The sequence below is a fragment of the Muricoccus vinaceus genome, from assembly GCF_042433125.1.
Taxonomy (GTDB): Bacteria; Pseudomonadota; Alphaproteobacteria; order Acetobacterales; family Acetobacteraceae; genus Roseomonas; species Roseomonas vinacea.
On the sequence record NZ_JBHLVZ010000002.1, the window covers coordinates 455,872 to 481,573 of the forward strand.

General features: G+C 73.1%; 22 protein-coding genes and 1 tRNA gene. 11 read left to right on the top strand and 12 right to left on the bottom strand.

What is annotated here, in order from left to right; genetic code table 11:
- Positions 1 to 40: 40 nt before the first annotated feature.
- Together nhaA and ACFFIC_RS03930 are read right to left on the bottom strand one after the other, a co-directional pair.
- Positions 41 to 1,255, bottom strand: coding sequence for a Na+/H+ antiporter NhaA (gene nhaA, locus ACFFIC_RS03925; RefSeq protein ID WP_377048770.1), 1,215 nt, complete (start codon positions 1,253 to 1,255; stop codon positions 41 to 43).
- A 1-nt stretch (position 1,256) separates the two neighbouring features.
- Complete coding sequence (locus ACFFIC_RS03930; protein WP_377048771.1) at positions 1,257 to 1,562, bottom strand: hypothetical protein; 306 nt, start codon at positions 1,560 to 1,562, stop codon at positions 1,257 to 1,259.
- 148 nt (positions 1,563 to 1,710) lie between these two features.
- Here ACFFIC_RS03930 and ACFFIC_RS03935 point away from each other — a divergent pair, with 148 nt between their 5' ends.
- The 3 genes from ACFFIC_RS03935 to ACFFIC_RS03945 all read left to right on the top strand — a co-directional run bounded on the left by ACFFIC_RS03935 (position 1,711) and on the right by ACFFIC_RS03945 (position 5,404).
- Positions 1,711 to 3,015 carry an MFS transporter gene (locus tag ACFFIC_RS03935; protein WP_377048772.1) on the top strand — a complete coding sequence of 435 codons (1,305 nt, stop codon included), beginning with the start codon at positions 1,711 to 1,713 and terminating at the stop codon, positions 3,013 to 3,015.
- A 3-nt stretch (positions 3,016 to 3,018) separates the two neighbouring features.
- Positions 3,019 to 4,275, top strand: coding sequence for an SLC13 family permease (locus tag ACFFIC_RS03940; RefSeq protein WP_377048773.1), 1,257 nt, complete (start codon positions 3,019 to 3,021; stop codon positions 4,273 to 4,275).
- Positions 4,276 to 4,390: 115 nt separating this feature from the next.
- The gene (locus tag ACFFIC_RS03945; protein ID WP_377048774.1) at positions 4,391 to 5,404 is read left to right on the top strand and encodes an amidohydrolase family protein; all 1,014 of its coding nucleotides are present in this window, start codon (positions 4,391 to 4,393) and stop codon (positions 5,402 to 5,404) included.
- Between the two features lie 32 nt (positions 5,405 to 5,436).
- Here the strand turns inward: ACFFIC_RS03945 and gorA are convergent, their stop codons facing one another.
- From gorA to ACFFIC_RS03960, 3 genes are all read right to left on the bottom strand, one after another.
- Positions 5,437 to 6,837, bottom strand: coding sequence for a glutathione-disulfide reductase (gene gorA, locus ACFFIC_RS03950; protein ID WP_377048775.1), 1,401 nt, complete (start codon positions 6,835 to 6,837; stop codon positions 5,437 to 5,439).
- 118 nt (positions 6,838 to 6,955) lie between these two features.
- Positions 6,956 to 8,434: an NAD-dependent succinate-semialdehyde dehydrogenase gene (locus tag ACFFIC_RS03955; RefSeq protein ID WP_377048777.1), complete on the bottom strand. Its 1,479-nt coding sequence runs from the start codon at positions 8,432 to 8,434 to the stop codon at positions 6,956 to 6,958.
- Positions 8,435 to 8,532: 98 nt separating this feature from the next.
- Positions 8,533 to 9,222, bottom strand: coding sequence for a GntR family transcriptional regulator (locus ACFFIC_RS03960; protein ID WP_377048778.1), 690 nt, complete (start codon positions 9,220 to 9,222; stop codon positions 8,533 to 8,535).
- Positions 9,223 to 9,278: 56 nt separating this feature from the next.
- On the opposite strand from ACFFIC_RS03960, the gene fahA reads away from it, so the two are divergent.
- Genes fahA through ACFFIC_RS03975 form a run of 3 tightly spaced genes read left to right on the top strand, consistent with a single transcriptional unit; the run spans position 9,279 to position 12,354 of the window.
- Complete coding sequence (fahA, locus tag ACFFIC_RS03965; protein ID WP_377048779.1) at positions 9,279 to 10,583, top strand: fumarylacetoacetase; 1,305 nt, start codon at positions 9,279 to 9,281, stop codon at positions 10,581 to 10,583.
- A gap of 32 nt (positions 10,584 to 10,615) precedes the next feature.
- On the top strand, positions 10,616 to 11,404 hold the full coding sequence (locus tag ACFFIC_RS03970; protein ID WP_377048781.1) for a cyclase family protein: 789 nt from the start codon (positions 10,616 to 10,618) through the stop codon (positions 11,402 to 11,404).
- Between the two features lie 5 nt (positions 11,405 to 11,409).
- Positions 11,410 to 12,354 carry a Bug family tripartite tricarboxylate transporter substrate binding protein gene (locus tag ACFFIC_RS03975; protein ID WP_377048782.1) on the top strand — a complete coding sequence of 315 codons (945 nt, stop codon included), beginning with the start codon at positions 11,410 to 11,412 and terminating at the stop codon, positions 12,352 to 12,354.
- A 4-nt stretch (positions 12,355 to 12,358) separates the two neighbouring features.
- Here ACFFIC_RS03975 and ACFFIC_RS03980 read toward each other — a convergent pair whose 3' ends face one another.
- The 3 genes from ACFFIC_RS03980 to glmU form a co-directional block, all read right to left on the bottom strand.
- Positions 12,359 to 13,648 carry an MFS transporter gene (locus ACFFIC_RS03980; RefSeq protein WP_377048784.1) on the bottom strand — a complete coding sequence of 430 codons (1,290 nt, stop codon included), beginning with the start codon at positions 13,646 to 13,648 and terminating at the stop codon, positions 12,359 to 12,361.
- A gap of 131 nt (positions 13,649 to 13,779) precedes the next feature.
- Positions 13,780 to 15,603: a glutamine--fructose-6-phosphate transaminase (isomerizing) gene (gene glmS / locus ACFFIC_RS03985; RefSeq protein WP_377048786.1), complete on the bottom strand. Its 1,824-nt coding sequence runs from the start codon at positions 15,601 to 15,603 to the stop codon at positions 13,780 to 13,782.
- Positions 15,604 to 16,941, bottom strand: coding sequence for a bifunctional UDP-N-acetylglucosamine diphosphorylase/glucosamine-1-phosphate N-acetyltransferase GlmU (gene glmU, locus ACFFIC_RS03990; protein ID WP_377048788.1), 1,338 nt, complete (start codon positions 16,939 to 16,941; stop codon positions 15,604 to 15,606). It lies immediately after the preceding gene.
- Positions 16,942 to 17,034: 93 nt separating this feature from the next.
- Between glmU and gph the strand changes: the two genes are divergently transcribed.
- Both gph and ACFFIC_RS04000 read left to right on the top strand, forming a co-directional pair.
- Positions 17,035 to 17,697 (top strand): phosphoglycolate phosphatase, encoded by a 663-nt coding sequence (gph, locus tag ACFFIC_RS03995; protein WP_377048789.1) that lies wholly within the window; start codon positions 17,035 to 17,037, stop codon positions 17,695 to 17,697.
- Positions 17,698 to 17,724: 27 nt separating this feature from the next.
- Positions 17,725 to 18,552, top strand: coding sequence for a substrate-binding domain-containing protein (locus ACFFIC_RS04000; RefSeq protein ID WP_377048790.1), 828 nt, complete (start codon positions 17,725 to 17,727; stop codon positions 18,550 to 18,552).
- A 61-nt stretch (positions 18,553 to 18,613) separates the two neighbouring features.
- On the opposite strand, the gene ACFFIC_RS04005 is transcribed toward ACFFIC_RS04000, so the two are convergent.
- The gene (locus tag ACFFIC_RS04005) at positions 18,614 to 19,795 is read right to left on the bottom strand and encodes a glycosyltransferase family 2 protein (RefSeq protein ID WP_377048791.1); all 1,182 of its coding nucleotides are present in this window, start codon (positions 19,793 to 19,795) and stop codon (positions 18,614 to 18,616) included.
- Positions 19,796 to 20,098: 303 nt separating this feature from the next.
- Positions 20,099 to 20,935 carry a DUF3108 domain-containing protein gene (locus ACFFIC_RS04010; RefSeq protein WP_377048793.1) on the bottom strand — a complete coding sequence of 279 codons (837 nt, stop codon included), beginning with the start codon at positions 20,933 to 20,935 and terminating at the stop codon, positions 20,099 to 20,101.
- 143 nt (positions 20,936 to 21,078) lie between these two features.
- On the opposite strand from ACFFIC_RS04010, the gene ACFFIC_RS04015 reads away from it, so the two are divergent.
- Positions 21,079 to 21,153 (top strand) — tRNA-Val (locus ACFFIC_RS04015).
- 101 nt (positions 21,154 to 21,254) lie between these two features.
- On the opposite strand, the gene ACFFIC_RS04020 is transcribed toward ACFFIC_RS04015, so the two are convergent.
- Both ACFFIC_RS04020 and ACFFIC_RS04025 read right to left on the bottom strand, forming a co-directional pair.
- Positions 21,255 to 21,746 (bottom strand): EF-hand domain-containing protein, encoded by a 492-nt coding sequence (locus tag ACFFIC_RS04020; RefSeq protein WP_377048795.1) that lies wholly within the window; start codon positions 21,744 to 21,746, stop codon positions 21,255 to 21,257.
- A gap of 124 nt (positions 21,747 to 21,870) precedes the next feature.
- Positions 21,871 to 23,271 carry a M20/M25/M40 family metallo-hydrolase gene (locus ACFFIC_RS04025; protein WP_377048797.1) on the bottom strand — a complete coding sequence of 467 codons (1,401 nt, stop codon included), beginning with the start codon at positions 23,269 to 23,271 and terminating at the stop codon, positions 21,871 to 21,873.
- 231 nt (positions 23,272 to 23,502) lie between these two features.
- On the opposite strand from ACFFIC_RS04025, the gene ACFFIC_RS04030 reads away from it, so the two are divergent.
- Both ACFFIC_RS04030 and ACFFIC_RS04035 read left to right on the top strand, forming a co-directional pair.
- The gene (locus ACFFIC_RS04030) at positions 23,503 to 24,729 is read left to right on the top strand and encodes a glycosyl hydrolase family 8 (RefSeq protein WP_377048798.1); all 1,227 of its coding nucleotides are present in this window, start codon (positions 23,503 to 23,505) and stop codon (positions 24,727 to 24,729) included.
- Between the two features lie 209 nt (positions 24,730 to 24,938).
- Positions 24,939 to 25,694, top strand: coding sequence for a lysophospholipid acyltransferase family protein (locus tag ACFFIC_RS04035; protein WP_377048799.1), 756 nt, complete (start codon positions 24,939 to 24,941; stop codon positions 25,692 to 25,694).
- The last annotated feature ends 8 nt before the right edge of the window (positions 25,695 to 25,702 follow it).

Genomic DNA, 25,702 nt, shown 5'->3' on the forward strand with positions numbered 1-25,702 from the left:
GTTCCCCAGGGGGCACGCGGCCGCCGGGACCGCGGCCGGGTCAGGCGCCGGCCCTGGCCCTCCTCCCCGCCCCCGGCGCCGGGATTTCCCGCGGGGCCACGCGCAGCACCGCCCAGCCCGCCAGCCCCGCGATGACCGAGCCGCCGAGGATGCCGATCTTCACCTCGTCCTGAAGGATGGGATCGTTGGCGAAGGCGAGCATTCCGATGAAGAGGCTCATGGTGAAGCCGATGCCGCAGAGGAGGGAGACGCCGAGGAGCTGGGTTTTCGTGGCGCCCATGGGCACGTCGGCCAGACGCAGGCGGATGACCAGCGCCGCGCTGCCGAAGACGCCGACGAGCTTGCCGAGGAGCAGGCCGAGGGCGACGCCGAGGGTGAGGTGGTCGAACAGGAGTTCGGAGGTGATGCCGGCGAAGGAGACGCCGGCATTGGCGAGGCCGAAGACCGGGATGATCCCGAAGGCCACGGGACTGTGCAGCGCGTGCTCCAGCCGGTGGAGGGGGGAGGCTTTGCGGTCGTCCGGCGCGGCCGGTGCGGCGCGCAGCGGGATGGTGAAGGCGAGGACGACGCCGGCGATGGTGGCGTGCACCCCCGAGCGAAGCACGAAGAGCCAGAGCACCGCGCCGAGCAGCATGTAGGGCAGCAGGCGGAGCACGCCCGCGCGGTTGAGCGCGACGAGGGCCGCGGTGGTGGTGGCGGCGAGGGCGAGGTCCGGTACCGAGAGGTTGCCGGTGTAGAAGACGGCGATGATGAGGACGGCGCCGAGGTCGTCGATGATGGCCAGCGCGGTCAGGAAGACCTTGAGCGAGGTCGGCACGCGCGAGCCCAGCAGCGCGAGGACGCCGAGGGCGAACGCGATGTCGGTGGCGGCCGGGATGGCCCATCCGCGCAGCGTGTTCGGATCGGACCAGTTGAAGGCGGCGAAGATCAGGGCCGGGACGGCCATGCCGCCGGCGGCGGCGACGCCGGGGAGGATACGCCGCGACCAGGTGGAGAGCTGGCCGTCCAGGACCTCGCGCTTGATCTCCAGGCCGACGAGCAGGAAGAACACGGCCATCAGGCCGTCGTTGATCCAGTGGAGAAGGCTGAGCGGCCCGAGATAGGCCTTGAGGGCGGCGAAATAGGTGGGCCCGAGCGGAGAGTTGGCGACCACCAGGGCAAGCACCGCCGAGGCCATCAGGACCAGCCCCCCCGATGCCGAGTTGTCGAGGAAGTTCCGCAACACCGAGGCCGCGCGGCGGGGGGGCGGCGTCATCTCAGCCCATCCGCGCGATCTGGCGGTTCAGGCGCTTGATGGCGGCGGCGATGACCTGCTTCCTGCGGGCGGCGCCGGCCTCCTCCGGGGCGGGTCCCCCGGCGGGCGCCACGGCCTTGCCGCGCTTCTCCCGCGCCCGCTGGCGGGTGATCTCCCGGACCTTGGCGTCCATGGCGGAAAGCTGTTCGGCCAGGGCGCGCAGTTCCTCGCGGCTCCTGGTGCCCAGGGCGGGGTGGTGCGTCTCGGCGACCACCGCGTATTCGGGCTCTGTCAGGATGCGTCGTTCGGCGGCGGCGGTGTCGGCCATGCGGCACGTTCTCCATTGTCCGGGGCGAGGGCGAAATTGCCGGGATGGCCCGGAGTTGCGGTGAGTTGATGCTCGGGCCGCCCGCCGGCGGGCGCAAACCCGCGCCGGCAGGATGCGTTGCGGGAGCGGCTTCTTCGGATGCGCGTCCATGCCCCCCTCCCCCGCCCCGCCGGTTTCCCGCCGGGCAAGCCTTCCTGTGCGCGTGGCGAGGGGCCTGGACGGGCTGAACTTCACCCTGGCGGACGTGCGGGACGGGCTCGGGCCCTATCTCGCGATCTACCTCCTGGCCGTGCGCGGGCCGGACCAGGGATGGAACGAGGCGACGATCGGGCTGGTGATGACGATCGCGGGGCTGGCCGGGCTGCTGGCGCAGACCCCGGCGGGGGCGCTGATCGACCGCACGCGGCACAAGCGGGCGGTGGTGATCGCGGCGGCGCTGATGGTGACGGCGAGCTGCCTGCTGCTGCCCTTCATCTCCGGCTTCTACGCGGTGGCGGCCACGCAGTCCCTGGCGGGGATGGCGGGGGCGGTGTTCCCCCCGGCGCTGGCGGCGATCACGCTGGGTGTGGTGGGGCCGCGCGCCTTTGCCCGGCGGATCGGGCGGAACGAGGCGTTCAACCACGGGGGAAACGCGGCCTCGGCGGCCCTGGCGGCGGGAACGGCCATGTTCTTCGGGCCGGTGGTGGTGTTCTGGATCATGGCGGGGCTGGCGGTGCTGAGCATCGGGGCGATGCTGATGGTGCCGGCCTCCGCGATCGACGACGAGACGGCGCGGGGAGCGGCGCCCGGCGGCGGCGCGGAGGAACAGCCCTCGGGCTGGCGCGCGCTGGCGGGGAACCGGCCGCTGCTGGTCTTCGCGGCGCTCATGGCGGCCTTCCACCTGGCCAATGCGGCGATGCTGCCCTCGGTCGGGCAGTTGCTGACCAGGGTGGTGGGCAAGGACCACGCGACCTCGCTGGTCGCGGGCTGCATCGTGGCGGCGCAGTGCGTGATGGTGCCGGTCGCCATGCTGGTGGGCGCGAAGGCGGATGTCTGGGGGCGCAAGCCGCTGTTCCTGGCCGCCTTCGGCGTGCTGGCGCTGCGCGGCTTGCTCTACACCTTTTCCGACAACCCCTGGTGGCTGCTGGGGGTGCAGTTGCTGGATGGCGTGGGCGCGGGCGTGTTCGGGGCGCTTTTCCCCGTCGTGGTGGCGGACCTGACGCGCGGGACGGGGCGGTTCAACGTGGCGCAGGGCGCCGTCGCGACGGCGCAGGGCCTGGGGGCGGCGCTGAGCGCGAGCCTGGCGGGGGCGGTGATCGTCGGGGCCGGGTATTCGGCGGCCTTCCTGGTGCTGGGCGGGATCGCGGCGGCGGGCTTCCTGGGATACCTCTTCCTCATGCCTGAGACGCGCGACCATCTTTCCGGGGCTGCCCCATCCGCCACGGGCGGCGCGGCGGCGGCACCCGCGGACTAGCCGGTGACAACGGGCGCGTCGGTGTGGCTGGTCGCGGGGCTCGCGACGGCCGGGGTGATCCTGCGACCTTTCCGCTGGCCGGAATGGGTCTGGGCCGTCTCCGGCGCGCTGGCACTCGGTCTTCCGGGGCTGCTGCCCTGGGAGCGGGTGCTGGCGGGCGTGATGCGGGGTGCCGATGTTTATCTGTTCCTGATCGGGATGATGCTGCTGGCGGACGTGGCCCGGCGGGAAGGGCTGTTCGACTGGCTGGCGGGCTTCGCGGTGCGGGCGGCGCGGGGCTCCGCCGGGCGGCTCCTGGCGCTGGTCTATGGCGTGGGGGTGATCGGCACGGTGTTCCTCAGCAACGACGCGACGGCGGTGGTGCTGACGCCGGCCGTGTTCGCGGCGGCGCGGGCGGCGCGGGCGGCGCCGATGCCGCACCTGCTGGCCTGCGCCTTCGTGGCCAACGCGGCCTCCTTCGTGCTGCCGATCTCCAATCCGGCGAACCTCGTGGTGTTCGGGCAGGGGCTGCCGGTGCTGGGGGAATGGCTGCTGCGCTTCGCCCTCCCTTCGCTGCTGGCGGTGGGGGCGACCTTCGGGGCCTTGTGGCTGACGCAACGGCGCGTGCTGGCGGAGCCGATCGCGGCCGAGGTGCCGGCGGTGCGCCTGCCCCGGGGCGGGCTGGTGGCGGGGCTCGGGATCATCGCGACAGCCGCGGTGCTGCTGCTGGCCTCGGCAGGGGGGCACGACCTGGGGGCGCCCACCTTCCTGTCCGGGGTGGCGACGGCGGCGCTGGTGCTGGCGGTGACGCGGCAGGCGCCATGGGGGGTGCTGTCGGGCGTGTCCTGGGGGGTGCTGCCGCTGGTCGCAGGGCTTTTCGTGCTGGTGGAAGGGCTGGGGAGCACGGGCGCGGTGGAGGCGCTGGCGGGGCTGCTGCGCGCGGGGGCCGGCGAGCCCGGCGGAACGGCCCTGGCGGCCGGGGCGGCGGTCGCGGTGGCGACGAACCTGGTGAACAACCTGCCGGCGGGGCTGCTGGCCGGGGCGGTGGTGGAGGCCGCGGGGGCGCACCCCCTGGTGGCCGGGGCGATCCTCATCGGGGTGGACCTGGGACCAAACCTTTCCGTCACGGGGTCGCTGGCGACGATCCTGTGGCTGGTCGCGATCCGGCGGGAGGGCCTCGACTTCGGCACCTGGGCCTTCCTGCGGCTGGGGCTGGTGGTGATGCCGCCGGCGCTGCTGCTGGCGCTCGGGGGTCTGGTGCTGGGGGCGGGCTGGCGCTGAGGGCGGCCGGGACCCGGCCTGGCGCATGGCGCTCGACGGATGCCGCGCCGCGCTTCACCTTTCGCGGGCCAGCGCGGCGCCGATCGCGGATGCTGCGTGGCGGGAGGATGATGCGATGGACGGAATGTCCCGGCGCGCGGCCCTGATGGGCGGCGCGGGAGCGATGATGGCGGCCGGACTGGCGTCGGCGCTGGCCCAGACCGGGGGCCAGACCGGCGGCCAGGCGGGGGGCGAGGCGGGCGGCGCGATGGTGCGGGGGCAGCCGGGGGCGGTGAAGTTCTCCGCCGGCACGGAGGCGCCGCGCATGCCCGCGCCGCCGATGGCGACGGACTGCCACCACCATGTCTACGACTCGCGCTTCCCGGCCGATCCGCGCACGCAGCTCCGCCCGGCCGATGCCTCGCCCGATGATTACCGGGCGCTGGCGCGGCGGCTGGGGACGCAGCGATCGGTGCTGGTGACGCCCTCGACCTATGGCACGGACAACCGGCTGCACCTGCAGGCGATGCGGGAGCTGGGGCCGGAGCGGGCGCGGATGGTGGCGGTGGTGGACACCTCCGTGGCGGAGGCGGACCTCAGGGCGATGCACGAGGCGGGGGTGCGGGGCATCCGCTTCAACCTGGTGCAGGCGGGGGTGACGACCCTCGACATGCTGGAGCCGCTCTCGGTGCGCGTCGCGCCCATGGGCTGGCACGTGCAGGTGCACATGCTGGCCGACCAGATCGCCGAGAACGAGGCGGTCTTCGCGCGGCTCCCCTCGCCGGTGGTGTTCGACCACCTCGGGCGGGTGCCGATGGAAAAGGGGGTGGAGCATCCGGGCTACATCGCCGTGCGGCGGCTGATGGACCGGGGCCGTGCCTGGGTGAAGCTTTCGGGCGCCTACATGGACACCAAGGTGGGCGCGGCCGGGCGCTGGTCGGACACGGTGCCGGTCGCGCGCGGCTATGCCACGGGTGCGCCGGAGCGCTGCGTCTGGGCGAGCGACTGGCCGCACGTGACCGAGCCCGCGGAGAAGCCGGACGACGCCGCGCTGTTCGACCTGCTGACGGAATGGGTGCCGGACGAGGCCGCGCGGAAGCGGGTGCTGGTGGACAACCCCGCCGCCCTCTACGGCTTCGGGCGGGGTTGAGGATGGGCGGGGGGCGTGGCTCCCCGCCCTGCTCAGGCGGCCTTCGCGGCCTTGCCGACATGGCGGGTGGCCACGCGCATGGTCACGAATTCCTCGGCGGCGGTGGGGTGGATGCCGATGGTGCTGTCGAGCTGCGCCTTGGTCAGGCCGTTCACCACGGCCACCGCCATGCCCTGCATGATCTCCGGGCTGTCCTCGCCGATCATGTGGGCGCCCAGCAGCACGTTCGTCCCGGCATCGACCACCAGCTTCATCAGGGCGCGGCGGCCCTCGCGCCGGGTGATGCTGTGGCGCATCGGCGTGAAGCGGGAGGTGTAGATCTCGACGGGGCCGCGGGCGGCGGCCTCCTCCTCGGACAGGCCGACGCTGCCGATCGGCGGCGAGATGAAGACGGCCTTGGGCACGTTCTCGTAGGAGGCGCGGCGGGGACGGCTGCCGAAGAGGGTATCGGCGAGCGCGTGGCCCACGGCGGTCGCCATGGGCGTGAGGTTCACGCGGTCGTCCACGTCGCCGATGGCGTAGATGTGGGGGATGTTGGTGGCGTGGTTCTCGTCCGTCAGGACCACCGGGCCGCTGAGGCTGGTGACGCCGGCGGCCTCGAGGCCGAGGTCCCTGGTGTTGGCCACGCGGCCGAGCGCCATGAAGACCGCATCGGCCTCCACCACCTTTCCGCTGGCCATGCGGACCACGCGCGTTTCGCCGTCGTGGGTGATCTCGGCCGGCGACTCGCCCGCCAGGATGGTGATGCCATCGGCGGCCAGCGCCTCGGCGGCGGCCTGGCGGATATCCTCGTCGAAGCCGCGGAGCGGGAGGGGCTGGCGGTAGGCGAGCGTGACCTCCGAGCCCAGCCCGTGGAGGAGGGAGGCGAATTCGAGGCCGATATAGCCGCCGCCGACCATCAGAACGCGCCGGGGGCGCTCCTGCAGGGTGAAGAGGTCGTCGGAGATGAAGGCGTGCTCGGCGCCGGGGATGTCCGGGCGGACGGGATGGCCGCCCGTCGCGACGACGATGCGCTCGGCGGTGACGGTGCGGGCGCCGACCTGGATCTCGTGCGGGCCGGTGAGGCGGGCGTGGCACTCGAAGACCTCGGCGCCGACCCCTTCCAGCAGGCGGCGGTAGATGCCGGACAGGCGGGCCACCTCCATGTCGCGGGCGCGGACGAGGGTGGGCCAGTCGTGCTTCGCCTCGCCGAAGCTCCAGCCGAAGGCGGCGCCGTCCTCGGCCCAGGCGCCGTATTCCGCGGCCTGCACCATCAGCTTCTTGGGAACGCAGCCGACGTTCACGCAGGTGCCGCCCCAGAATCGCGCCTCGGCGATGCCGACCTTCGCGCCGTGGTTGGCGGCGACGCGGGCGGTGCGGACCCCGGCGCTGCCGCCGCCGATGACGAAGAGGTCGAAGTCGTGGCCGTGGGTGGGGGTGTGGGGCGCGCTCATGGGGGGAAAGTCGGGCCGGGACGCGGGCGGCGCAAGGGTTCCGTTGCCCGACCGGGGCGCATGGCTCCCTCGGCGTGGCGTCCGGGCCGGGGGCGGAGCCGCCCGGCCCGGGGCGGGATCAGGCGCCGAGGCCGCCCAGCAGGCAGTACTTGATCTCCAGGTAGTCCTCGATGCCGTACTTGCTGCCCTCGCGGCCCAGACCGCTCTCCTTCACGCCGCCGAAGGGGGCGACCTCGGTGGAGATGATGCCCTCGTTGATGCCGATGATGCCGCTCTCCAGCGCCTCGGCCACGCGGAAGATGCGGCCGACGTCGCGGGCGTAGAAATAGGCGGCCAAGCCGAACTCGGTGTTGTTGGCCATGCGGATGCCCTCGGCCTCGTCGGTGAAGCGAATGAGGGGGGCCATGGGGCCGAAGGTTTCCTCCTTGAGCACCTTCGCGGTGACCGGCACGTCCGTGAGGATGGTGGGCTCGAAGAAGTTGCCCCCGAGGGCGTGGCGGTGGCCGCCGGTGAGGACCTTGGCGCCGTTCGCGGTGGCGTCGGCGATGTGCTCCTCCACCTTGGCCACGGCGTCGGCGTTGATGAGCGGGCCCTGGGTGACGCCGCCCTCCATGCCGTTGCCGACCTTGAGGCCTTCCACGGCGGCCTTCAGCTTCGCGGCGAAGGCGTCGTAGACGCCCTCCTGCACGAAGATGCGGTTGGCGCAGACGCAGGTCTGGCCGGTGTTGCGGAACTTGGACGCCATCGCGCCGGTGACGGCGGCGTCGAGGTCGGCGTCGTCGAAGACCAGGAAGGCGGCGTTGCCGCCGAGTTCCATGGAGGTCTTCTTGATGGTGCCGGCGCATTGCGCGAGCAGCGTGCGGCCGACCTCGGTGCTGCCGGTGAAGGAAAGCTTGGCGATGTCGGGGTTGGTGGAAAGCTCCTCGCCCTGCTCGCGCGCGGAGCCGGTGACGACGTTGCAGACGCCGGCCGGCATGCCCGCGCGCTCCGCCAGGACGGCGATGGCCAGCGCCGAGAAGGGGGTCTGGGAGGCCGGGCGGATGACGCCGGTGCAGCCCGCGGCCCAGCCGGGGCCGGCCTTGCGGGTGATCATGGCCGCCGGGAAGTTCCAGGGCGTGATCGCCGCGAAGACGCCGATCGGCTCCTTCATCACGAGGATGCGGCTGCCCTGCTTGAAGGTGGGGATGGTGTCGCCGTAGACGCGCTTCCCTTCCTCGGCGAACCACTCGATGAAGGAGGCGGCGTAGGCGATCTCGCCCTTGCTTTCCGTCAGCGGCTTGCCCTGCTCGGCCGTCATAATGGCCGCGAGGTCGTCCACGTTCTCCATCATCAGGTTGAACAGGCGGCGCAGGATGGCCGCGCGCTCCTTGGCCAGCAGCGCGCGCCAGGCGGGCTGGGCGGCCTTGGCGGCGGCGATGGCGCCGCGGACCTCCTCGCGCGAGAGGGAGGGGACGGTGCCGATGGCCTCGCCCGTGGCGGGGTTCTTCACGGTGATGGTCTGGCCGGAGGCGGCCTGCACCCAGGCATCGCCGACGCGGTTGGCCTGGCGGAAAAGGTCGGGGTCCTTCAGGACGAGCTTGGCGGCGGTGTCGAGCATGAGGGGCTCCTCTTCGTGGGACCGCAAGTTGGGACCGCAAGGCCGGGGGGTCGGCGGGAAAGATGGGGCGCGGACCGGCCCCGGGCAATCCGGGGGCCTCAGCCGGAGGACGGGGCCTCGCCCAGGAAGGCCAGCACGGCCTCGGCGGTGGCGCCGATATGGGCGGCGAGCTGGGCCGGGGCCTCGGCGCTGCGGGCGAGCACGGCCTCGGAGAGGCCCTGATGCGCGGAAAGGATGTGCGACCAGTCCTGCTGGGCAACCTCGATCAGGCGGCGGTAGCGGGTCTTCTGGAGATAAAGGTCGTCGCAGAAGCGCAGGAGGGAGGGCAGCGGGCAGGCGGCAATCAGGGCGCGGTGGAAGCGGTGGTGGCGGGCCTCGTAGGCGTCCACCCAGTGCTCGCTGCCGGGGTCGGCGCGGGTGATCTCCCGGTGGAGCAGGGAAAGGCTGGCGACGATCTCGTCCTCCCAGGAGCCGCCCCCCGCCTCCATGGCCATGCGCAGTGCCTCGGGCTCAACCACCTGCCGGGAGCGGGTAACGTCGAGCAGGTGGGCGCGGGTGACGGGGGGAACGGAGAAGCCCTTCTGGCCTTCCAGCGTCACGAAGCCCTCGGCCGCGAGGCGGGCCAGGGCCTCGCGCAGGGGCGTGGCCCCGAGCCCGTAGCGGGCCGAAAGGTCGCGCAGGCGGAGGCGGCTGGCGGGGGGCAGGCCGCCGCCGACGATGTCCTGGCGCAGGCGGCGCGTGGCGGCCTCGGCCAGAGTGGGCTCGGAAGAGGCTGAAATATCGATCAACGCCCGAATTTATATTTCCTCTAGGCACCGGCGCGCAAGGGCGGCATGGTCGGGGCATGGACGTTCAAGATTTCACCCACGACCCGCAACGCCGGGCCTGGGTCACCTCGGCCAATGCGCCGGATTCCGATTTTCCGATCCAGAACCTGCCGTTCGGGGTCTTCTCCGCGGACGGCGGCGCGCCGAGGGGCGGGGTCGCGATCGGCGACCAGGTGCTGGACCTCCGGGCGGCGCTCGATGCCGGGCTGATCGAGGGGGAGGCGGCCGAGGCGGCGGCGGAGCCGACGCTGAACCGGCTGATGGCGATGGGGCGCCCGGCTTCCCGCGCGTTGCGGCACGCGGTGTCGGCGCTGCTGGCGGAGGGGAGCGCGGCCGCGGCGCGGGGGGACGCGATCCTCCTGCCGATGGAGCGGGCGCGGATGCACCTGCCCTGCTCGGTCGCGAACTTCACGGACTTCATGGTTTCGCGCGACCATTCCATGCGGCTCGGCGCGCTGAAGGACCCGGAGGCTCCGCTGCCGCCGGCCTTCGACAGCCTGCCGGTGGCCTATCATTCCCGCGCGAGTTCCGTGCGACCGAGCGGCCAGGGCGTGGTGCGGCCGAACGGCCAGTGGCGGCGCCGGGAAGGCGTGCATTTCGGCCCGACCGAGGCGCTGGACTACGAGCTGGAGATGGCGGTCTGGATCGCCGGGGAGAATGCGCTGGGCTCGCCGGTGCCGATGTCGCGCGCGCCGGAGCGGCTGTTCGGCTTCGGGCTGCTGAACGACTGGTCGGCGCGCGACATCCAGCGCTGGGAGATGCCGCCGCTCGGGCCCTTCCTGGCGAAGAGCCTCTGCACCACCGTCTCGCCCTGGGTGGTGACGGCGGAGGCGATGATTCCCTTCATGGTGCCGGCGGCCCGACGGGCGGAAGGCGTGCCCCCTGCCCTGCCGCATCTCGACTCTCCGGGGAACCGGGAGCGGGGCGGGATGTCGGTGGCGCTGGAGGTGTTCCTGCTGACGCCCGCGATGCGCGCGGCCGGCCTGGCGCCCGCGCGGCTGACGGCGACCGACTTCGCCTTCATGGCCTGGACGCCCGCGCAGATGGTGGCGCACCACGCGAGCAACGGCTGCAACCTGCTGCCGGGCGACCTGCTGGGCAGCGGCACCTGCTCGGGCCCGACGGATGAGAGCCGGGCCTGCATGGCGGAGATCATCCTGTCCGGCCCCATCCAGCTTCCGGGCGGCGAAACGCGGCGCTTCCTGCTGGACGGGGACGAGGTGATCTTCCGCGGGCGGGCGCATGCGCCGGGCGCGGTTCCCATCGGCTTCGGCGAGTGCCGGGGCACGATCCTGCCCGCGCCCGACTGGCCCGTGGACTGAGAAGCGGGCAGGCTGGCGGAAGAGGAAACGACATGGCACGCCGAATCATCGACATCTCGTCCACGCTGAAGGCGGGGATCGCGAGCGACCCGCCGCACATGCGGCCGCAGATCGACTACCGGGACCACCACGTGACGGCGCAAGGCATGGCCGAGTACATGGGCGTGCCGGTCGATGCGCTGCCCGAGGGCGAGTACGCGGCGGTGGAGCAGGTGAACATCTCCACCCACAACGGCACGCACCTCGACGCGCCCTACCACTACTTCTCGCGCATGGACGAGGCGCTGGTGCCGGGCGGACGGCCTTCCATGCGGATCGACGAGGTGCCGCTGGAATGGTGCTTCAACCCCGGCGTGAAGCTCGACTTCCGCGACCGGCCGGATGGGCACGTGGTGCAGCCGGGGGAGGTGGAGGCGGAGCTCGCGCGCATCGGGCACGCGATCCGGCCCTTCGAGATCGTGGTGGTGAACACCCGCGCGGCCAGCCGCTACGGCGAGGACGACTACATCGACACGGGCTGCGGCATGGGAAAGGCCGCGACCATGTGGCTGCTGGAGCGCGGCGTGCGGGTGGTGGGCACCGATGCCTGGTCCTGGGACGCGCCCTTCAGCCACACGCGGCGGCGGGTGCAGGAAACGGGCGACGCTTCCCTCATCTGGGAAGGGCACCGGGCCGGGCGCGAGATCGGCTACTGCCACATGGAGAAGCTCTCCAACCTCGAGAGCCTGCCGGCGGATGGATTCACCGTCGCCTGCTTTCCCGTGAAGATTCACCGGGCCTCGGCGGGATGGACCCGGGCCGTGGCCATTCTGGAGGATTGAGCGCGATGCGTCGCATGCTGATGGGCGCGGCCCTCGCGCTGTGTGCCGTGCTGCCCGCGCGGGCGGAGTATCCGGACAAGCCGGTCACCATGATCATGCCCTACTCGCCGGGCACGGCGGACGTGCTGATCCGGGCGATGGGCGAATACTTCCAGCGCAGCCTGGGCCAGCCGCTGGTGCTGATCACGCGCGACGGCGGCTCGGGCGTCGTGGGGATGCGCACCGTCGCGACCAGCGCGCCGGACGGCTACACGCTGGGCCACACGCCGATGACGGCGATCGTGGTGCAGCCGCACATGGTGCGCACCGCCGGCACCAACCCCGAGAACTTCGAGGCGGTGTGCGGGACGAACGAGAACATCCTCGGCGTGGTCGTGCGGGCGGAGAGCCCGATCCGCACCCTGCCGGAGCTGGTGGCGGAGGCGCGGCGCCGGCCCATGAGCTTCGGCAGCCCGGGGCCGAACTCCCTGCCGCAGCTCGGCGTGTGGCGCGTGCAGAAGGCGGCGGGGGTGGAGTTCAACCACATCCCCTATCGCGGCGAGGCGGCGCATCTGAACGACACGCTGGCCGGGCGGCTCGATTTCTCGGCCGCGGTGGTGTCGTCCGCGGCGGAAATGGTGCAGGCCGGGCGGATGCGGCTGGTGACGGTGTTCTCGAACCGCCGCCACCCGGACTTCCCGGACGTGCCGACGGCGCGGGAGCAGGGGATCGACGCGCTGCAGCTGAGCCAGGTCGGCATCTACGCGCCGCGCGGCACGCCGGCCCCGGTGCTGGACCGGCTGGAGGAGGCCTGCCGCGCGAGCCTGGAGACGCCGGTGGTGAAGCAGGTGCTGGCCACCACCCGCGCGCCCGGCGCCTTCATCCCGCGGGCGCAGCTCAACGCGATCCTCAGGGAGGAGTTCGCGAGCTACGGACGCATCCTGAAGGAGCTGGGCGTGCAGGCGGAGTAGCGGCTCACCCCCGGCGGAAGCGCGCGACCCAGGCCGGCGCCGCGCGCCCCTCCACGTTCGGCAGGAGCGCCGTGAGCAGGCCGAGGAAGGGCAGGAAGGAGCAGAGGCGGTACACCGCGTCGATGCCGATGCTGTCGGCCAGCTCCCCCAGTGCCGCGGCGCCGAGGCCGCCGAGCCCGAAGGAGAGGCCGAAGAACAGGCCCGCAACCAAGCCGACCTTTCCGGGCAGCAGCTCCTGGGCATAGACCAGGATAGCCGAGAAGGAGGAAGACATGATCAGGCCGATCACGATCGTCAGCGCCACCGTGGGCACCAGCCCGACATAGGGGAGCGCGAGGGTGAAGGGCAGCGCGCCGAGGATGGAGAACCAGATCACCGGCAGGCGGCCGATCCTGTCCCCCACCGCGCCGCCCGCGAGGCCGCCGAGGACGACGGCGCCGAGATAGACGAAGAGGAGAACCTGCGCCGACTGCACCGACAGCTCGAAGCGGTTGATGAGGTAGAAGGTGTAGTAGGAGCTGAGGCTGGCCGTGTAGACGTTCTTGGAAAACAGCAGCATCACCAGCACGGCGATGGCGAGGGTGACGCGCTTGCGGGGGAGCGCGGCGGCCGATCCGCTCCCCGCGCGGCGCCCGCGCGGCAGGGCCGCGTGCCGGTTGCGCGCGTACCAGCCGCCGACGCGGAACAGCACGACCATCCCGAGCAGGGCTGCGGCCGAGAACCAGGCGATGCTGCCCTGCCCGCGCGGGGCGACCACGAAGGCGGCCAGCAGGGGGCCGATCGCCTGGCCGAAATTGCCGCCCACCTGGAACAGCGACTGCGCGAGACCGAAGCGGCCGCCGGAGGCGAGCCGCGCGACGCGCGAGGACTCCGGGTGGAAGACCGAAGAGCCGATGCCGATCAGGGCGGCGGCCATGAGGATGACGGGATAGCTGGAGGCCTGGGAAAGGACGAGCAGCCCGACGAGGGTGGAGGCCATGCCGACCGGCAGCGAGTAGGGCATCGGCCGCCGGTCCGTGACGAGGCCGACCAGGGGCTGGAGCAGCGAGGCCGTGAACTGGAAGGCCAGCGTGATCAGGCCGATCTGGCCGAAATCGAGGGCGTAGTTGGCCTTCAGGATGGGGTAGAGCGCCGGCACGAGCGACTGGATCATGTCGTTCAGCAGGTGGCAGAAGCTCAGCGAAAGCAGCACGGCGAAGGTGGTGCCGCCCGCGCTTCCCCCGGCGCCGCCCGGTGTGGCGGCGGATGGGAGGGACGGAGGGGCGGCGGCGGGCGCGAGCGCGATCTGGCTCATGGGGTGGCCGGTCTCCTGGGCCGTACGGGGCTGGTCAGGGCCGCGGGAGTCACCTCCGCGCGGCCTGGCCGTTCCATGTCCCGATACGCCCGCGGGGAGACGGGCACAACGCGCAACAGGCGCCGTGCGGATTACTCCACCGTCACGGCCTTGGCCAGGTTGCGCGGCTGGTCCACGTCCGTGCCCTTCAGCACCGCCACGTAGTAGGCGAGCATCTGCACGGGGATGGTGTGCAGGATGGGCGCGACGAAGGGATCGACCTTCGGCAGCACCACGACGCGCGAGGCGAAGCGGCGCAGCGCCACCGCGCCGTCCTCGTCGGTGAAGGCGATGATGCGGCCGCCGCGCGCCGCGGCCTCCTGGAGGTTGGAGGCGGTCTTCTCGAACAAGGGACCGCTCGGGCAGAGGGCGATCACCGGGACCTTGGAATCGATCAGCGCGATGGGGCCGTGCTTCATCTCGCCGGCGGCATAGCCCTCGGCGTGGATGTAGGAGATTTCCTTGAGCTTGAGCGCGCCCTCCATCGCGATGGGGAAGAGGCTGCCGCGCGCGAGGTAGAGGACGTCACGCGCGTCCAGGATGTCGGCGGCCACCGCCTCGATCTCGTCCGTGACGTCGAGGATCCTCGCGGCGTGCTCGGGCACCTCCAGCAGGGCGGCAGTGAGACGGGCCTCCTCGGCCGCGTCGATGGCGCCGCGGGCGCGGGCGAAGTTGATCGCGAGGCAGGCCATGACCGAGAGTTGCGCGGTGAAGGCCTTGGTGGAGGCGACGCTGATCTCGGGCCCGGCCACCGTCATCAGCGTTGCGTCGCTCTCGCGCGCCATGCTGCTCTCGGGCACGTTCACGATCGAGACGAGGGACTGGCCGCCGGCGCGCAGCAGCTTCATCGCGGCGAGGTTGTCGGCGGTCTCGCCGGACTGGGAGACGAACATGGCCGCGCCGCCCTCGGTGAGCGGCGGGTTGCGGTAGCGGAGCTCGCTGGCCACGTCGCAGTCGGTGGGCAGCCGGGCGAGGCTTTCGAACCAGTAGCGGGCGGTCTGCCCGACGAGAAAGGCGGAGCCGCAGCCCGAAAGCCAGAGGCGGGGCAGCGTCGCGGGATCGAAGGGAAGCGCCGGGCGGGCGACGGCGCGCGACGCCGGGTCCACGTACTGCCGGAGCGTGTCGCCGATGACGGCGGGGTGCTCGTGCAGCTCCTTCTCCATGAAGTGGCGGTAGTTGCCCTTGCCGATGGCCGCGCCGGAGAAGGCGGTCGTCTTCACGGCGCGCTGCACGGGGTTGTCGGCGGCGTCGAAAACCTGGGCGTCGGCCTCGCCGACCACGGCCCAGTCGCCCTCGTCGAGATAGGCGATGCGGCGGGTGAGCGGGGCCAGCGCGAGGGCGTCGGAGCCGACGAACATCTCGCCCTCCCCGTAGCCGATGGCGAGCGGCGCGCCCTGGCGGGCGACGAGGAGCTTGCGCGGGTGCCCGGCGAAGACGGCAGCGAGCGCGAAGGCGCCGTGAACGCGCTTCAGCGCGCCGGAGAAGGCGATCTCCGGACTGTCGCCCCGGGCGAGGTGGTGGTCCACCAGGCGGGCGAAGGTCTCGGTGTCCGTCTCGGTCTCGAACTCGGCGCCCTCGCCCTCCAGCTCGGTGCGAAGCTCCGCGTGGTTCTCGATGATGCCGTTGTGGACGATCGAGACGCGGGCGGTGCCGTGGGGATGGGCGTTGCGCGTGGTGGGGGCGCCGTGGGTGGCCCAGCGGGTGTGGCCGATGCCGGTGGTGCCGGGCAGCGGGTCCTGCTCCAGCACGGTGGCGAGGTTGCCGAGCTTGCCCTCGGCACGGCGGCGCTCGACATGGCCGTTCACCAGGGTGGCGATGCCGGCGCTGTCATAGCCGCGGTATTCCAGGCGGCGGAGGGCCTCCAGGAGGCGGGGTGCGGCCTCGACCTGACCCACGACGCCGACGATGCCGCACATTCAGGGCTGCTCCTTCTTTGCGGGGGAAGAACGTCTTTCCGAGCGAAAGGTCGCGGCGCGGCCTTCTTTTTGTTCCTGCCGGGCGCGGCCGAAGGCCATGGCATCGGGCGCCACGGTGGCGGTGATGGTGGAGCCGGCGGCAACGAAGGCGCCGTCGCCCAGGGTGAGGGGGGCGACCAGCGTCGCGTTGGAGCCGATGAAGACCCCCTGCCCCACCGTGGTGCGGTGCTTGGCGAAGCCGTCGTAGTTGCAGGTGATGGTGCCGGCGCCGATGTTGGTGCCGGGGCCGATGGCGGCGTCGCCGATGTAGCTGAGGTGGTTCGCCTTGGCGCCCTCGCCCAGCAGCGTCGCCTTCAGTTCCACGAAGTTGCCGACATGGGCGCGGGGCCCGACCTCGGTGCCGGGGCGGAGGCGGGCGAAGGGGCCGACGGTTGCCCCGCGCCGCACGGTGCAGCCCTCGAGGTGGGAGAAGGCGCGGATCTCGACCTCGTCCTCGACCGTGACGCCGGGGGCGAAGACCACGTCGGGGCCGACCGTGACGTCCTGGCCGAGGCGGGTGTCGAAGCTCAGCGTCACGCTGTCCGGGCGGATCAGGGTGGCGCCGCCGGCCATGGCCGCCTCGCGCAGGCCGGCCTGCACGGCGGCCTCGGCGGCGGCGAGTTCGATGCGGGAGTTGATGCCGCGGCACTCGGCCTCGGCGGCCTCCACCGCCACGGCGCGGAAGCCCTGGGCGCGGGCGGCGGCGACGGTGTCGGTGAGGTAGTATTCCCCGGAGGCGTTGTTGTTGGTGAGCGCGCGGAGCCAGGCGAAGAGCCGGGCGCCGGGGGCGCAGATCACGCCGACATTGCAGAGGCCGACGGCGCGCTCGTTCTCATTCGCGTCCTTCCATTCCACGATGCGCGAGATGCCGCCATCCTCGTGCGGCAGCACGCGGCCGTAGCGGGCGGGGTCGGCGGGGCGCATCGCCAGGAGGGCGAGGTCGGCCGCCTCGCGCGCCTCCAGCAGGCGCGAGAGGGTGGCGGCGGTGATCAGGGGATTGTCGGCGTAGAGCACGGCGACGTCGCCCTCCAGGCCTTCCAGCAGCGGCGCGGCCTGGAGGGCGGCGTGGCCGGTGCCGAGGCGGTCGTGCTGGATCACGGTTGCGTGGGGCGCGGCGGCGCGCTCCAGCGCGGGCATGTCCGGGCCGGTGACCACCACGATGCGGTCGAACACCCCTTCGCAGGCGGCGATCAGGTGGCGGAGCATGGGCCGGCCCGCGATGGGGTGCATGGCCTTCGGCAGGGTGGAGCGCATGCGGGTGCCGAGCCCGGCGGCGAGGAGGATGGCAGCCCGTGTCATGCGCCGGTTAAGCCCCGTGCGGGGGCGCTCCGCAAGGGCGGGACCGGTCAACTCCTGTTGCGGTGCGGAATCGTTGGTGGCATCCGGTGCGGCATGGAACGCATCGCCCTTTTCGACCTCGACGGCACGCTGCTGGACAGCGCGCCGGATATTCATTCCGCGCTGGACCGGATGATGGCGCGGCTGGGCCGCCCCGGATTCACCCGCGCGGAGGTCTGGGCGATGATCGGGGACGGGGTGCAGGTGCTGGTGCAGCGCGCCTGCGCGGCACGGAGCCTGGAGGCCTCGCCCGAGATCGTGGCGGGGTTCCTCACGGACTACGAGGCCCATGCGGCCGACGAGACCCGGCCCTTCCCGGGCATCCCGGAGGTGCTGGCGGCGCTCCGCGACGGAGGCTGGCGGCTGGCGGTCTGCACCAACAAGCCCGAGCGGGCGGCGCGGATCGTGCTGGAGGGGCTCGGGCTGTCCTCCCTGCTGGAGGCGGTGGGCGGGGGCGACAGCTTTCCCGTGAGGAAGCCCCATCCCGGGCATCCGCTGGGGCTTCTGGCGCGCATGGGCGGCGAGGCATCGCGCGCGGTGCTGATCGGGGACCACCACAACGACACCCGGGCGGCCAAGGCGGCGGGGATCGCGCCGGTTTTCGCGGCCTGGGGCTACGGAACCCCCGCCATGGCGGAGGGCGCTCCGGTGGCGGCGAGCCCGGCCGACCTGCCGGGCTTGCTGGCGGCCATGGGGCGGGGCCAGGCGGTGTTCTGACGGGGGCGCTCATCCGCCGGGAGGGGCATGGCCGAGGTTGTTGGCGGGCGGCGGCGGCCGCATGATCCTTCCCGCATCGGGCGGGAGGACGTCATGCCGCGGCGGGTTCGGGTGCTGCTGACAATGGTGCTGGCATCGGCCCTGGCCGCAGCGGGCCCGGCGCGGGCGGAGGAAGTGCGGGTGCTGACCGCCGGCGCCTTCAAGCAGGTGCTCCTGGCGGCCGCCCCGGACTGGGAGCGCGAGAGCGGGCACCGGCTGGTGGTGGACAACGACACGGCGGGGGCGCTCGCGCGGCGGGTGGTGGCGGGCGAGAGCTTCGACCTGCTGATCGTGCCGCCCGCCCAGATGCAGACCCTGGCCCGCGCCGGGCAGGTCGGCGGGGATGCCGTGCCGCTGGGGCGCGTGGGGATCGGCATCGCCGTGCGGGAGGGCGCGCCGCGGCCGCGGATCGACACGCTGGAGGCGCTGCGGGAGGCGCTGCTGGCCGCGCCGCGGATCGCCTATATCGACCCGGCCTCCGGCGGGTCGAGCGGCAACCACGTGGCCTGGCTGCTGGGGCGCCTGGGCATCGCCGAGGAGGTGCGCGGCCGGAGCGTGCTGGTGCCGGGCGGGCTGGTGGCCGAACGGCTGGTGGACGGCTCGGCCGATCTCGCGATCCACCAGATCAGCGAGATCCTGCCCGTGCGCGGCGCGGTGCTGGTGGGGCCGCTGCCGGCCGAGGTGCAGCTCTACACCGCCTATTCCGGCGGGCTTTCCCCAACGCCGCGCCAGGCGGCGCGGGGATTGCTGGAGCGGCTGTCGGGGCCGGTGGGACGGGAGATCCTTCAGGCCAAGGGAATGGAGCCGCCCGGCTGAGCCGCGGGCGGGGCGCATCCGGCACGCGGGGGCGCCCGGAGGCATCCGCCCGGCCCGGGGTTCAGCGCCTGCCCCAGACCAGCGTGGCGGAGATCGCGTAGTTCCAGACCATGCCGATGGCCGCGCCCAGCAGGGCCGGGAACGTCCAGCCGCCGCCGGACGTGTAGATCACGTTGGCGACGCCGACATTGGCGACGGCGCCCAGGCCGCAGACCAGCACGAACAGGCCCAGGCCGCGCCAGAAGCGGGCGCCCCGCAGCCGGTCCTGCCGGTAGGTGATGGAGTTGTTGAGGCCGAAATTCGCGAGCATGGCGACCAGCGTCGCCACCACCTGCGCCGCCTCGAAGGTCAGGCCGGCGGCGCCGGCAGCCGCCAGCGCCGCCAGGTGGACCCCCACGCCGAGGAGGCCCACCAGGCCGAAGGAGATGAAGCGGAGCGGAACGAGGCCGTGCAGCGCCTTGTCCAGCAGCAGGGCGCCGAACTGGAGAAGGATGAGGACGTCGAGCTTGCTCTCGCCCGCAACGCGCGGCTGGAAGCGCATCGGCACCTCCTTCACCCGCAGCGGACGGGGCGAGGACAGGACGATGTCCAGCAGGACTTTGAAGCCCTGGCTGGTCAGGCGCGGCGCGATCTCCTCGAACAAGGGGCGGGGCAGCATGAAGAAGCCGCTCATGGGGTCGGTGAGCGGCACCGGCAGGATGGCCTGCGCCGCGCGGATGCCAGTGTTGGAGAGCCTGTGGCGCCAGGCGCCGGAGAGCCCTTCGGAGTCCCCGCCGGGCACGTGGCGGCTGCCCACCGCCAGATCGTAGCCTTCCCGCAGGGCGGCCAGCATGAGGGGCAGGCGGGTTTCGTCGTGCTGGAGGTCACCGTCGATCACCGCCACGAAATCGGCGGAGGAGGACAGCGCGCCCTCGATCACCGCGCTGGAAAGGCCGCGGCGGCCCACCCGGCGGATGCAGCGCACCCGGCGGTCCGCGCGGGCGATCTCCCGCACGGCGGCGGCGGTGCCGTCGGGGCTGTTGTCGTCCACGAAGACGGCTTCCCATTCGAGCCCCTCGAGCGTGGCGCCCAGGCGGGCGACCATGGGCGCCACGTTGGCGCGCTCGTTGTAGCAGGGGATCACAACCGTCAGGACGGGCGCGCCCGGCGCGGCCTCCGCCAGGGGGCGGCTGCGGGTGGGGCCGAGGGCCGCATCCGTCACGGCGCGCCGCCCGGACCGGCGGGTGCTGCGCGCTTCCGCCATTGGTATCCCACGCGCTCAGCGGCATGCGCGGGACCGCGGCCGGCCGCGCTGGTGCATGACCCCGTCAAGCGCATGCTGCTTCCCTTGCTGCCCTGAGACCGGCGGGCATCCGTCGCTCCGCCGCGCCGCAGAGAACCGCAGGCGGTGCCGCCGGAGCAAGGGGCTGGCGGGGGAACGGCCGCGCGGCCATGGCACACCGGCCGCTGCGCCGGCCTGTGTGGCCGCCGCCGTGACGGTGATCCGTGCCCGCGGACCCGCCATCCGCGCGGTGTTCACACCGCTTGCCCGGCCTGACGGCCGGGATCAGTTGCTTGCCTGGCTTCCCACGGGGCGCAGGCGGCCGGGCGGGCCGGCGCTGGCGAGCCGGGCGGTGAGGGTGCCGAACCATCGGCTGGCGGCCTCCACGCGGACGGGAACCACGGGCTGACCGGGGGCCGGCTCGGCCAGCCAGGCGGTGCCGAATTGCGGGCGCCTGGCGACCTCCAGATCCTCGTCGCGCCGGTAGCCCGCGAGGAAGCGGCCTTCGAAGGCGCATTTCAGGGCAACGCCCGACCATTCGTCCCGCGCGGCGGGGAAGGCGTCGCGCCCCTGGGTGGTGGCGGCCATGGAGGACAGGCGGCGCCCGTCATAGACGCGCACCCCGCCGTCGCAGCGGCCGGTGCGGCGGACCTGGCGGATGAGCTGGGCGATGGCGGAAAGGTTGTCGATGGTGTTGCGCTGCTCGGCGTCGGGCACCGGCAGGCGCTCGGCCTCGTTGGGCGGCACCATGACGCGGATCGCGGGCTGGCCGCCCGGCCATTCCAGCACAGTGCGCCGCGGCTCGCCCCGCAGCGACCCCTCCGAGGTGTAGCGGCGCGGGCGGGCGGCATCGCCCTGCCAGACGCCGTCCACGCGGGTCACGAGTTCCCCGCTGCCGAAGGCGGAGGCGACGCCGCGCAGGCGGGTGCGGAACTCCACGGAATAGCCGGCCTCGGTGATGTCCACCGCGGCGTTCAGCTCCATGACGGTGAGCCCGGCCGCGTGGACGGTGTAGGTGGCGGCGACGGGCTGCGCCAGCGCGGGGGCGGGGAGGAAGGCGACCAGCGCCGCCGCGGCCAGGGTGGCGAGGATGGCAGGTCGTGTCGCCCGGGCCGGGTTCATGCGGAACCTTTTCGCTGCTCGACCCTAGATCGTGGCGGCCCCGCGCTTTGAACAGGGGTGCGGCCGGGGTGGCTTGAGCGGGGTGCCTTGACAGGGGCGGCGAAGCGGGGATATCCCCCGCCGCACACCGGGCGAGCAGCTCCGGGCGCGTAGCTCAGCGGGAGAGCATTCGCTTCACACGCGAAGGGTCACAGGTTCAATCCCTGTCGCGCCCACCACCGCCCCCTTCCCCGCCTCTCCGGTTTCCCCCAGGTTTTTCCAACAGCGCCTGCTTGCCGGAGGAACGCGGTTCCCCCGGCCCCGTGGTGCCCGCCGCCTGTCAGCGCGTGCGGTGGCCGTGGCGCGGGGTAACTTCCTCGCGGCTCAGGGCGCCGTCCCCGTTCACGTCGCGGGCGCGGAACATGGCCTCGGCCGCCGGGCGAAGCTCGGCCAGGGTGACACGGCCGTCGCGGTCGGCATCCAGCGCGCGGAACATGCTCTCGCCCCGGCTCTCCATGCGGCTTTCCGTGCGGCTCGCGCGCTCGGCGCGCGGGGCCTCCGCCTGCGGGCGGCCCATGCGGGAATGGGCATAGGTGCGGAACTCCTCCCAGGTGACGCCGCCATCCTTGTTGGCGTCGGCCTCGCCGAAGCGGGCGGACAGGGCGTTCCAGGCCTCATCCTGCGTGACGCGGCCATCGTGGTCGGCGTCGGCGGCACCGAACAGGGCGCCGGCCCGCATCGGGCCGCGCTGCGCCTGGGCCATGGCGGGAAGCGCGAGCGCGCCCAGGCCGAGAGCGATGCCGAGGGCCGCGATGGCGATCTTGCGGTGCATGGTGGGAACCTCCTTTGGATTGACCGGGAGAGTGGAGGTTTTTTTGTAACGATCCCAGGCGCCGTCGGTGAGAAAGCGTGACGGGCGAGGCGAAGGGGACCGGCCTGCCCCCTTCGCCATCGCCTCAGGCGCGGGGCGGGGTTCCGGCCTCGCCGAGGTCCCACCAGATCCCCGCGAAGGCGGCCAGGCCCTCGCGCAGCATGGCGGGGATCACGTGCTCGTCCGGGCCGTGCTGCTTGCAGCCGTTGTAGGAGTGCGGGATCCAGACCAGGGGCGTGCCGAGCAAATCCACGAAGACGTCGCCCGGCAGGCCACCGGACGCGTTGGGCGTGACCTGCACGCGGGTGCCGAGGGACCGCTCCATGCTGTTCTTGGCCCAGAGCACCCAGGGGGCGTCGGGCGGCGTGCGGCTGGCGGGCATGCGGATGCCGGCGCGCTCGATCGCGACATCCTGCAGGCCCCGGGCGTCCAGATGGGCGCGCAGCGCGGGCAGGAAGCGGGCGGGGTCGCTGTCGCCGGTGTAGCGGATCTGGCAGGCGGCGCGGGCCTCGGGCGCCACGGCGTTCACGGGGGCGGCCGGGTTGCCGCTGGTCATGGCCAGCACGATGAAGCCGGCCCAGCCGTAGATCTTCTCGGCCGAGGTGAGGCCGGGCTCGCCCCAGCCCTCGTCGATGGTGGCGGCCCCCTCCCCTCCGCCCACGGGGCAGCCCTCCAGCGCCGCGCGGATGGCCGGCGGCACGGTCTCGCCGGGCAGCCAGTCCCGCACGTTGATGCGGCCGTTCTGGTCCGCGATGGAGGCAATGGCGTGGGACAGGAGGATCGCGGGGTCCTTGGTCAGCCCGCCCCAATGGCCGGAATGCACGCCGCCCTGGCGGAGCTTCACCACGAGGTCGAACATGAAGCTTCCGCGGGAGCCGGCGGCGATGGTGGGCAGGCCGGGCTCAACGCGCGGGCCGTCCGATGCGATCAGGGCGTCGGCGGCCAGCTCCTCCCGGCGGGCTTCCACGAAGGCGCGGAGCCCGCGGGAGCCGAGTTCCTCCGACATCTCCAGCACCAGCTTCACGTTGGCGCCCAGGCGCCCGCCGCGCTCGGCCAGCACGGCCTCCAGGGCCGAAAGGTTGACGATGTGCTGGCCCTTGTTGTCGGCCGTGCCGCGCCCGTACCAGAAGCCGTCGCGCTCGGTCAGCGTCCAGGGATCGAGGCCGGGCGACCAGGCCTGCTCCAGGCCGAGAACGGTGTCGCCATGGCCGTAGAGGAGCGCGGTGGGGCGGGCGGGATCCTCCATGCGGGTCGCCACCAGGATCGGGCCGCAGCCGGGCTCCGGGTTGGGATGGATCCCGGAGGTGAAGCCCATGCTGGCGAGCCAGGGCCGGATGCCGTCCTCCAGGTAACGGGCGCAGTCCGGCGCATGGGCCGGGTCCTGGGAGGTGGAGGGGATGGCCACCAGGGAGGCGAGGCGGTCGCGGAAGGCGCCGCTGTCGAAGAAGGTCCTGGCCCGGCCAATGGCATCCTCACGCGAACCCATGCGTCTCTCCACTCCCTGTTCGGATCGGCGGAGGGCTGCGCGCGGGGTTGCGGGCAGGGTCCGGCCGGCCGGGGCGGAGGGTATGCGCCGGACGCCGGCCGAGGCCAATGGTGGCGGACGGGGCCCGTGGGCGTGAACAGGCCAGCGATGATCCAGCCATGTTCCTCCTTGCTGCCGCCATTCGATTCGTGATCGAATTTTTGTTGCCAACCTTGAAGATGTGCCATTCGCATGCGCCCGCGTCTTCCAGCGGCTTCGGACCGGCTTCCGCCTTCTTTCCCCCACAGCTGGCGGCCGACGCGCCGGCAGGTCGGCTGGGGCACGATCGGCACGGCCGTGCTCGGCGGCGCGGTGCTCGATGCCAGGCCCCCGGGCTTCGTCGCGAACTTCCATGATGAATGGCGCATCTTCCGGGAGCGGCACGTCGCCGAGGACGGGCGCGTCGTGGACGACGGAGCCGGCGGGGTCACGCATTCCGAAGGGACCGGCTATGGCCTGCTTCTCGCGAGCGCGGCCGAGGACCTCGGGAGCTTCGAGCGCATCCTGGCCTGGTCTGCCCACCGGTTGCGGCGGCAGGACGGGCTGCATGCCTGGCGCTGGTTGCCAGGGGCCCTCGATCCCACGCCCGACCGCAACAACGCGACCGATGGCGACCTGCTCATCGCCTGGGCCCTGCAGCGCGCGGCGCGCCTCTTCGGCCGGGCCGATTTCCTGGCCGGTGCCCGCCGCATCGCGGAGCAGGTGCTGTCGCAATGCGCGCGCGAGGTGGGCGGCCGGCTGGTGCTGCTGCCCGCCGCCCACGGCTTCGAGCGGCGCGACCACACGATGGTGAACCCATCCTATTACGTCTGGCCCGCCCTCCGGGATCTGGAGCGGCTGGTGCCCGGCCGCTCCTGGCGCCGGCTCTCGACGGATGGCCTTTCGCTCAGCGACGCCGCGCGCTTCGGGCGCTGGGGGCCTCCGGCGGACTGGATCGACCTGCCGCACGATCCCGCCGGACCGCCGAGGCCCTCGGCGGAACGGCCGGCCCGCTTTTCCTGGGACGCCATCCGGGTGCCGCTGCACGCCGCCTGGGCCGGGCACCCCGACGACGCCGCGCTGCTGGCGGCGGTTGAATTCTGGGCCGCCGCCGGGCGGCGGCCGGTTCCGGCCTGGGTGGATCTCGCCTCCGGGCAGGTCGCGCCCTATCCGGGGCATGGGGGCGTCCAGGCGGTGGTGGCTCTCACCCGCGCCGCCGTGTCGAGGGGACGGGTTCAGCCGCTCTTTCCCCGCCTGGCCAGCTCGGGCTCGTATTACGAGGCCGTGCTGATCCTGCTCTCGCGCCTTGCCTGGCGGGAGGGTGTTGTCGATCCCCCGCCGCCGGTGGAGGCCGGACCGGCCGGGTTGCCGCCGGCGGGGCCCACCGCAGCGGAGCGGATGATCCGTGTTTTCCGCAAACTGGGGCGCGGCCTGCCGTGAATGCGCGCCGGGCCGGCGCGACCCGCTCCCGTTGGCCGGTGGTGCGGCCGGAACACCGGCTGTATGAGCATGGGCGAGTCGGTTCCCATTCCGGAAAACTGCATGTCCGTTCCCGCTGCCGGCCCCAACGGGCCGGGCGGCTCCCGCCGGTGGGGGCTTCGCGCCCGCGCCGCTTCCGGCCGCTCGGTTCCGCGCATCGATCCCCGCCCGTGAGGGCGCGCCGCAAAGGCCCGCTCGCGCGCGGCATGAAGGCGCTGGGAAAGACCCACGCGCTCTGGCACCTGATCGGCTGGTACCTGGGCTTCTGCCGGCGCACCGCACGCTGGGAGTTGCACGGGGCGGAGCCGCTGCGGGCCCTGGCGGAGGGGCGCGAAGGCTTCGTCATGGCCTTCTGGCACGAATGCCTGCCCCTGATGCCCCTGGCCTGGGCGCATCTGTGGGAGAGCCTGGACCCGGGCGTGCCGCGCAAGGCCGGGCTGGTGCTGGTGTCCCGCAGCCGGGACGGGGCGCTGATCGCGAACGCGCTGGGGGGTTACGGGCTGACGGCGGTGGAGGGCAGTTCCACCCGCGGGGGGCGCGGAGCCGGGATCGGCCTGCTGCGCGGCGTGCGGTCGGGTTCCGTCGCCGTTGTGGTGCCGGACGGGCCGCGCGGGCCGCGGCGCCAGGTTTCGGGCGGGGCGGTGCGGCTGGCGATGATGGCGGGGGTGCCGGTGGTGCCCTGCGGCGCCTATGCGGTGCCCTCGCGCCGCCTGGCCTCCTGGGACCGGATGGTGTTTCCCCTGCCCTTCTCGCGCTGCGTGGCGGTTGTGGGGGCTCCGATCCTGCCGTCGGGCGAGTCCGAGGCGGCGGTTTCGGCGGTGCTGTCGCTGGCGCTCGACACGACCATGAACCAGGCGGAGGCCCGGGCGCGCGGCGGGCCGGGGTGCGATGCGGCGCCTGGCGGGGCCAGGCCGGGGATCCCCTGAGGACCGGC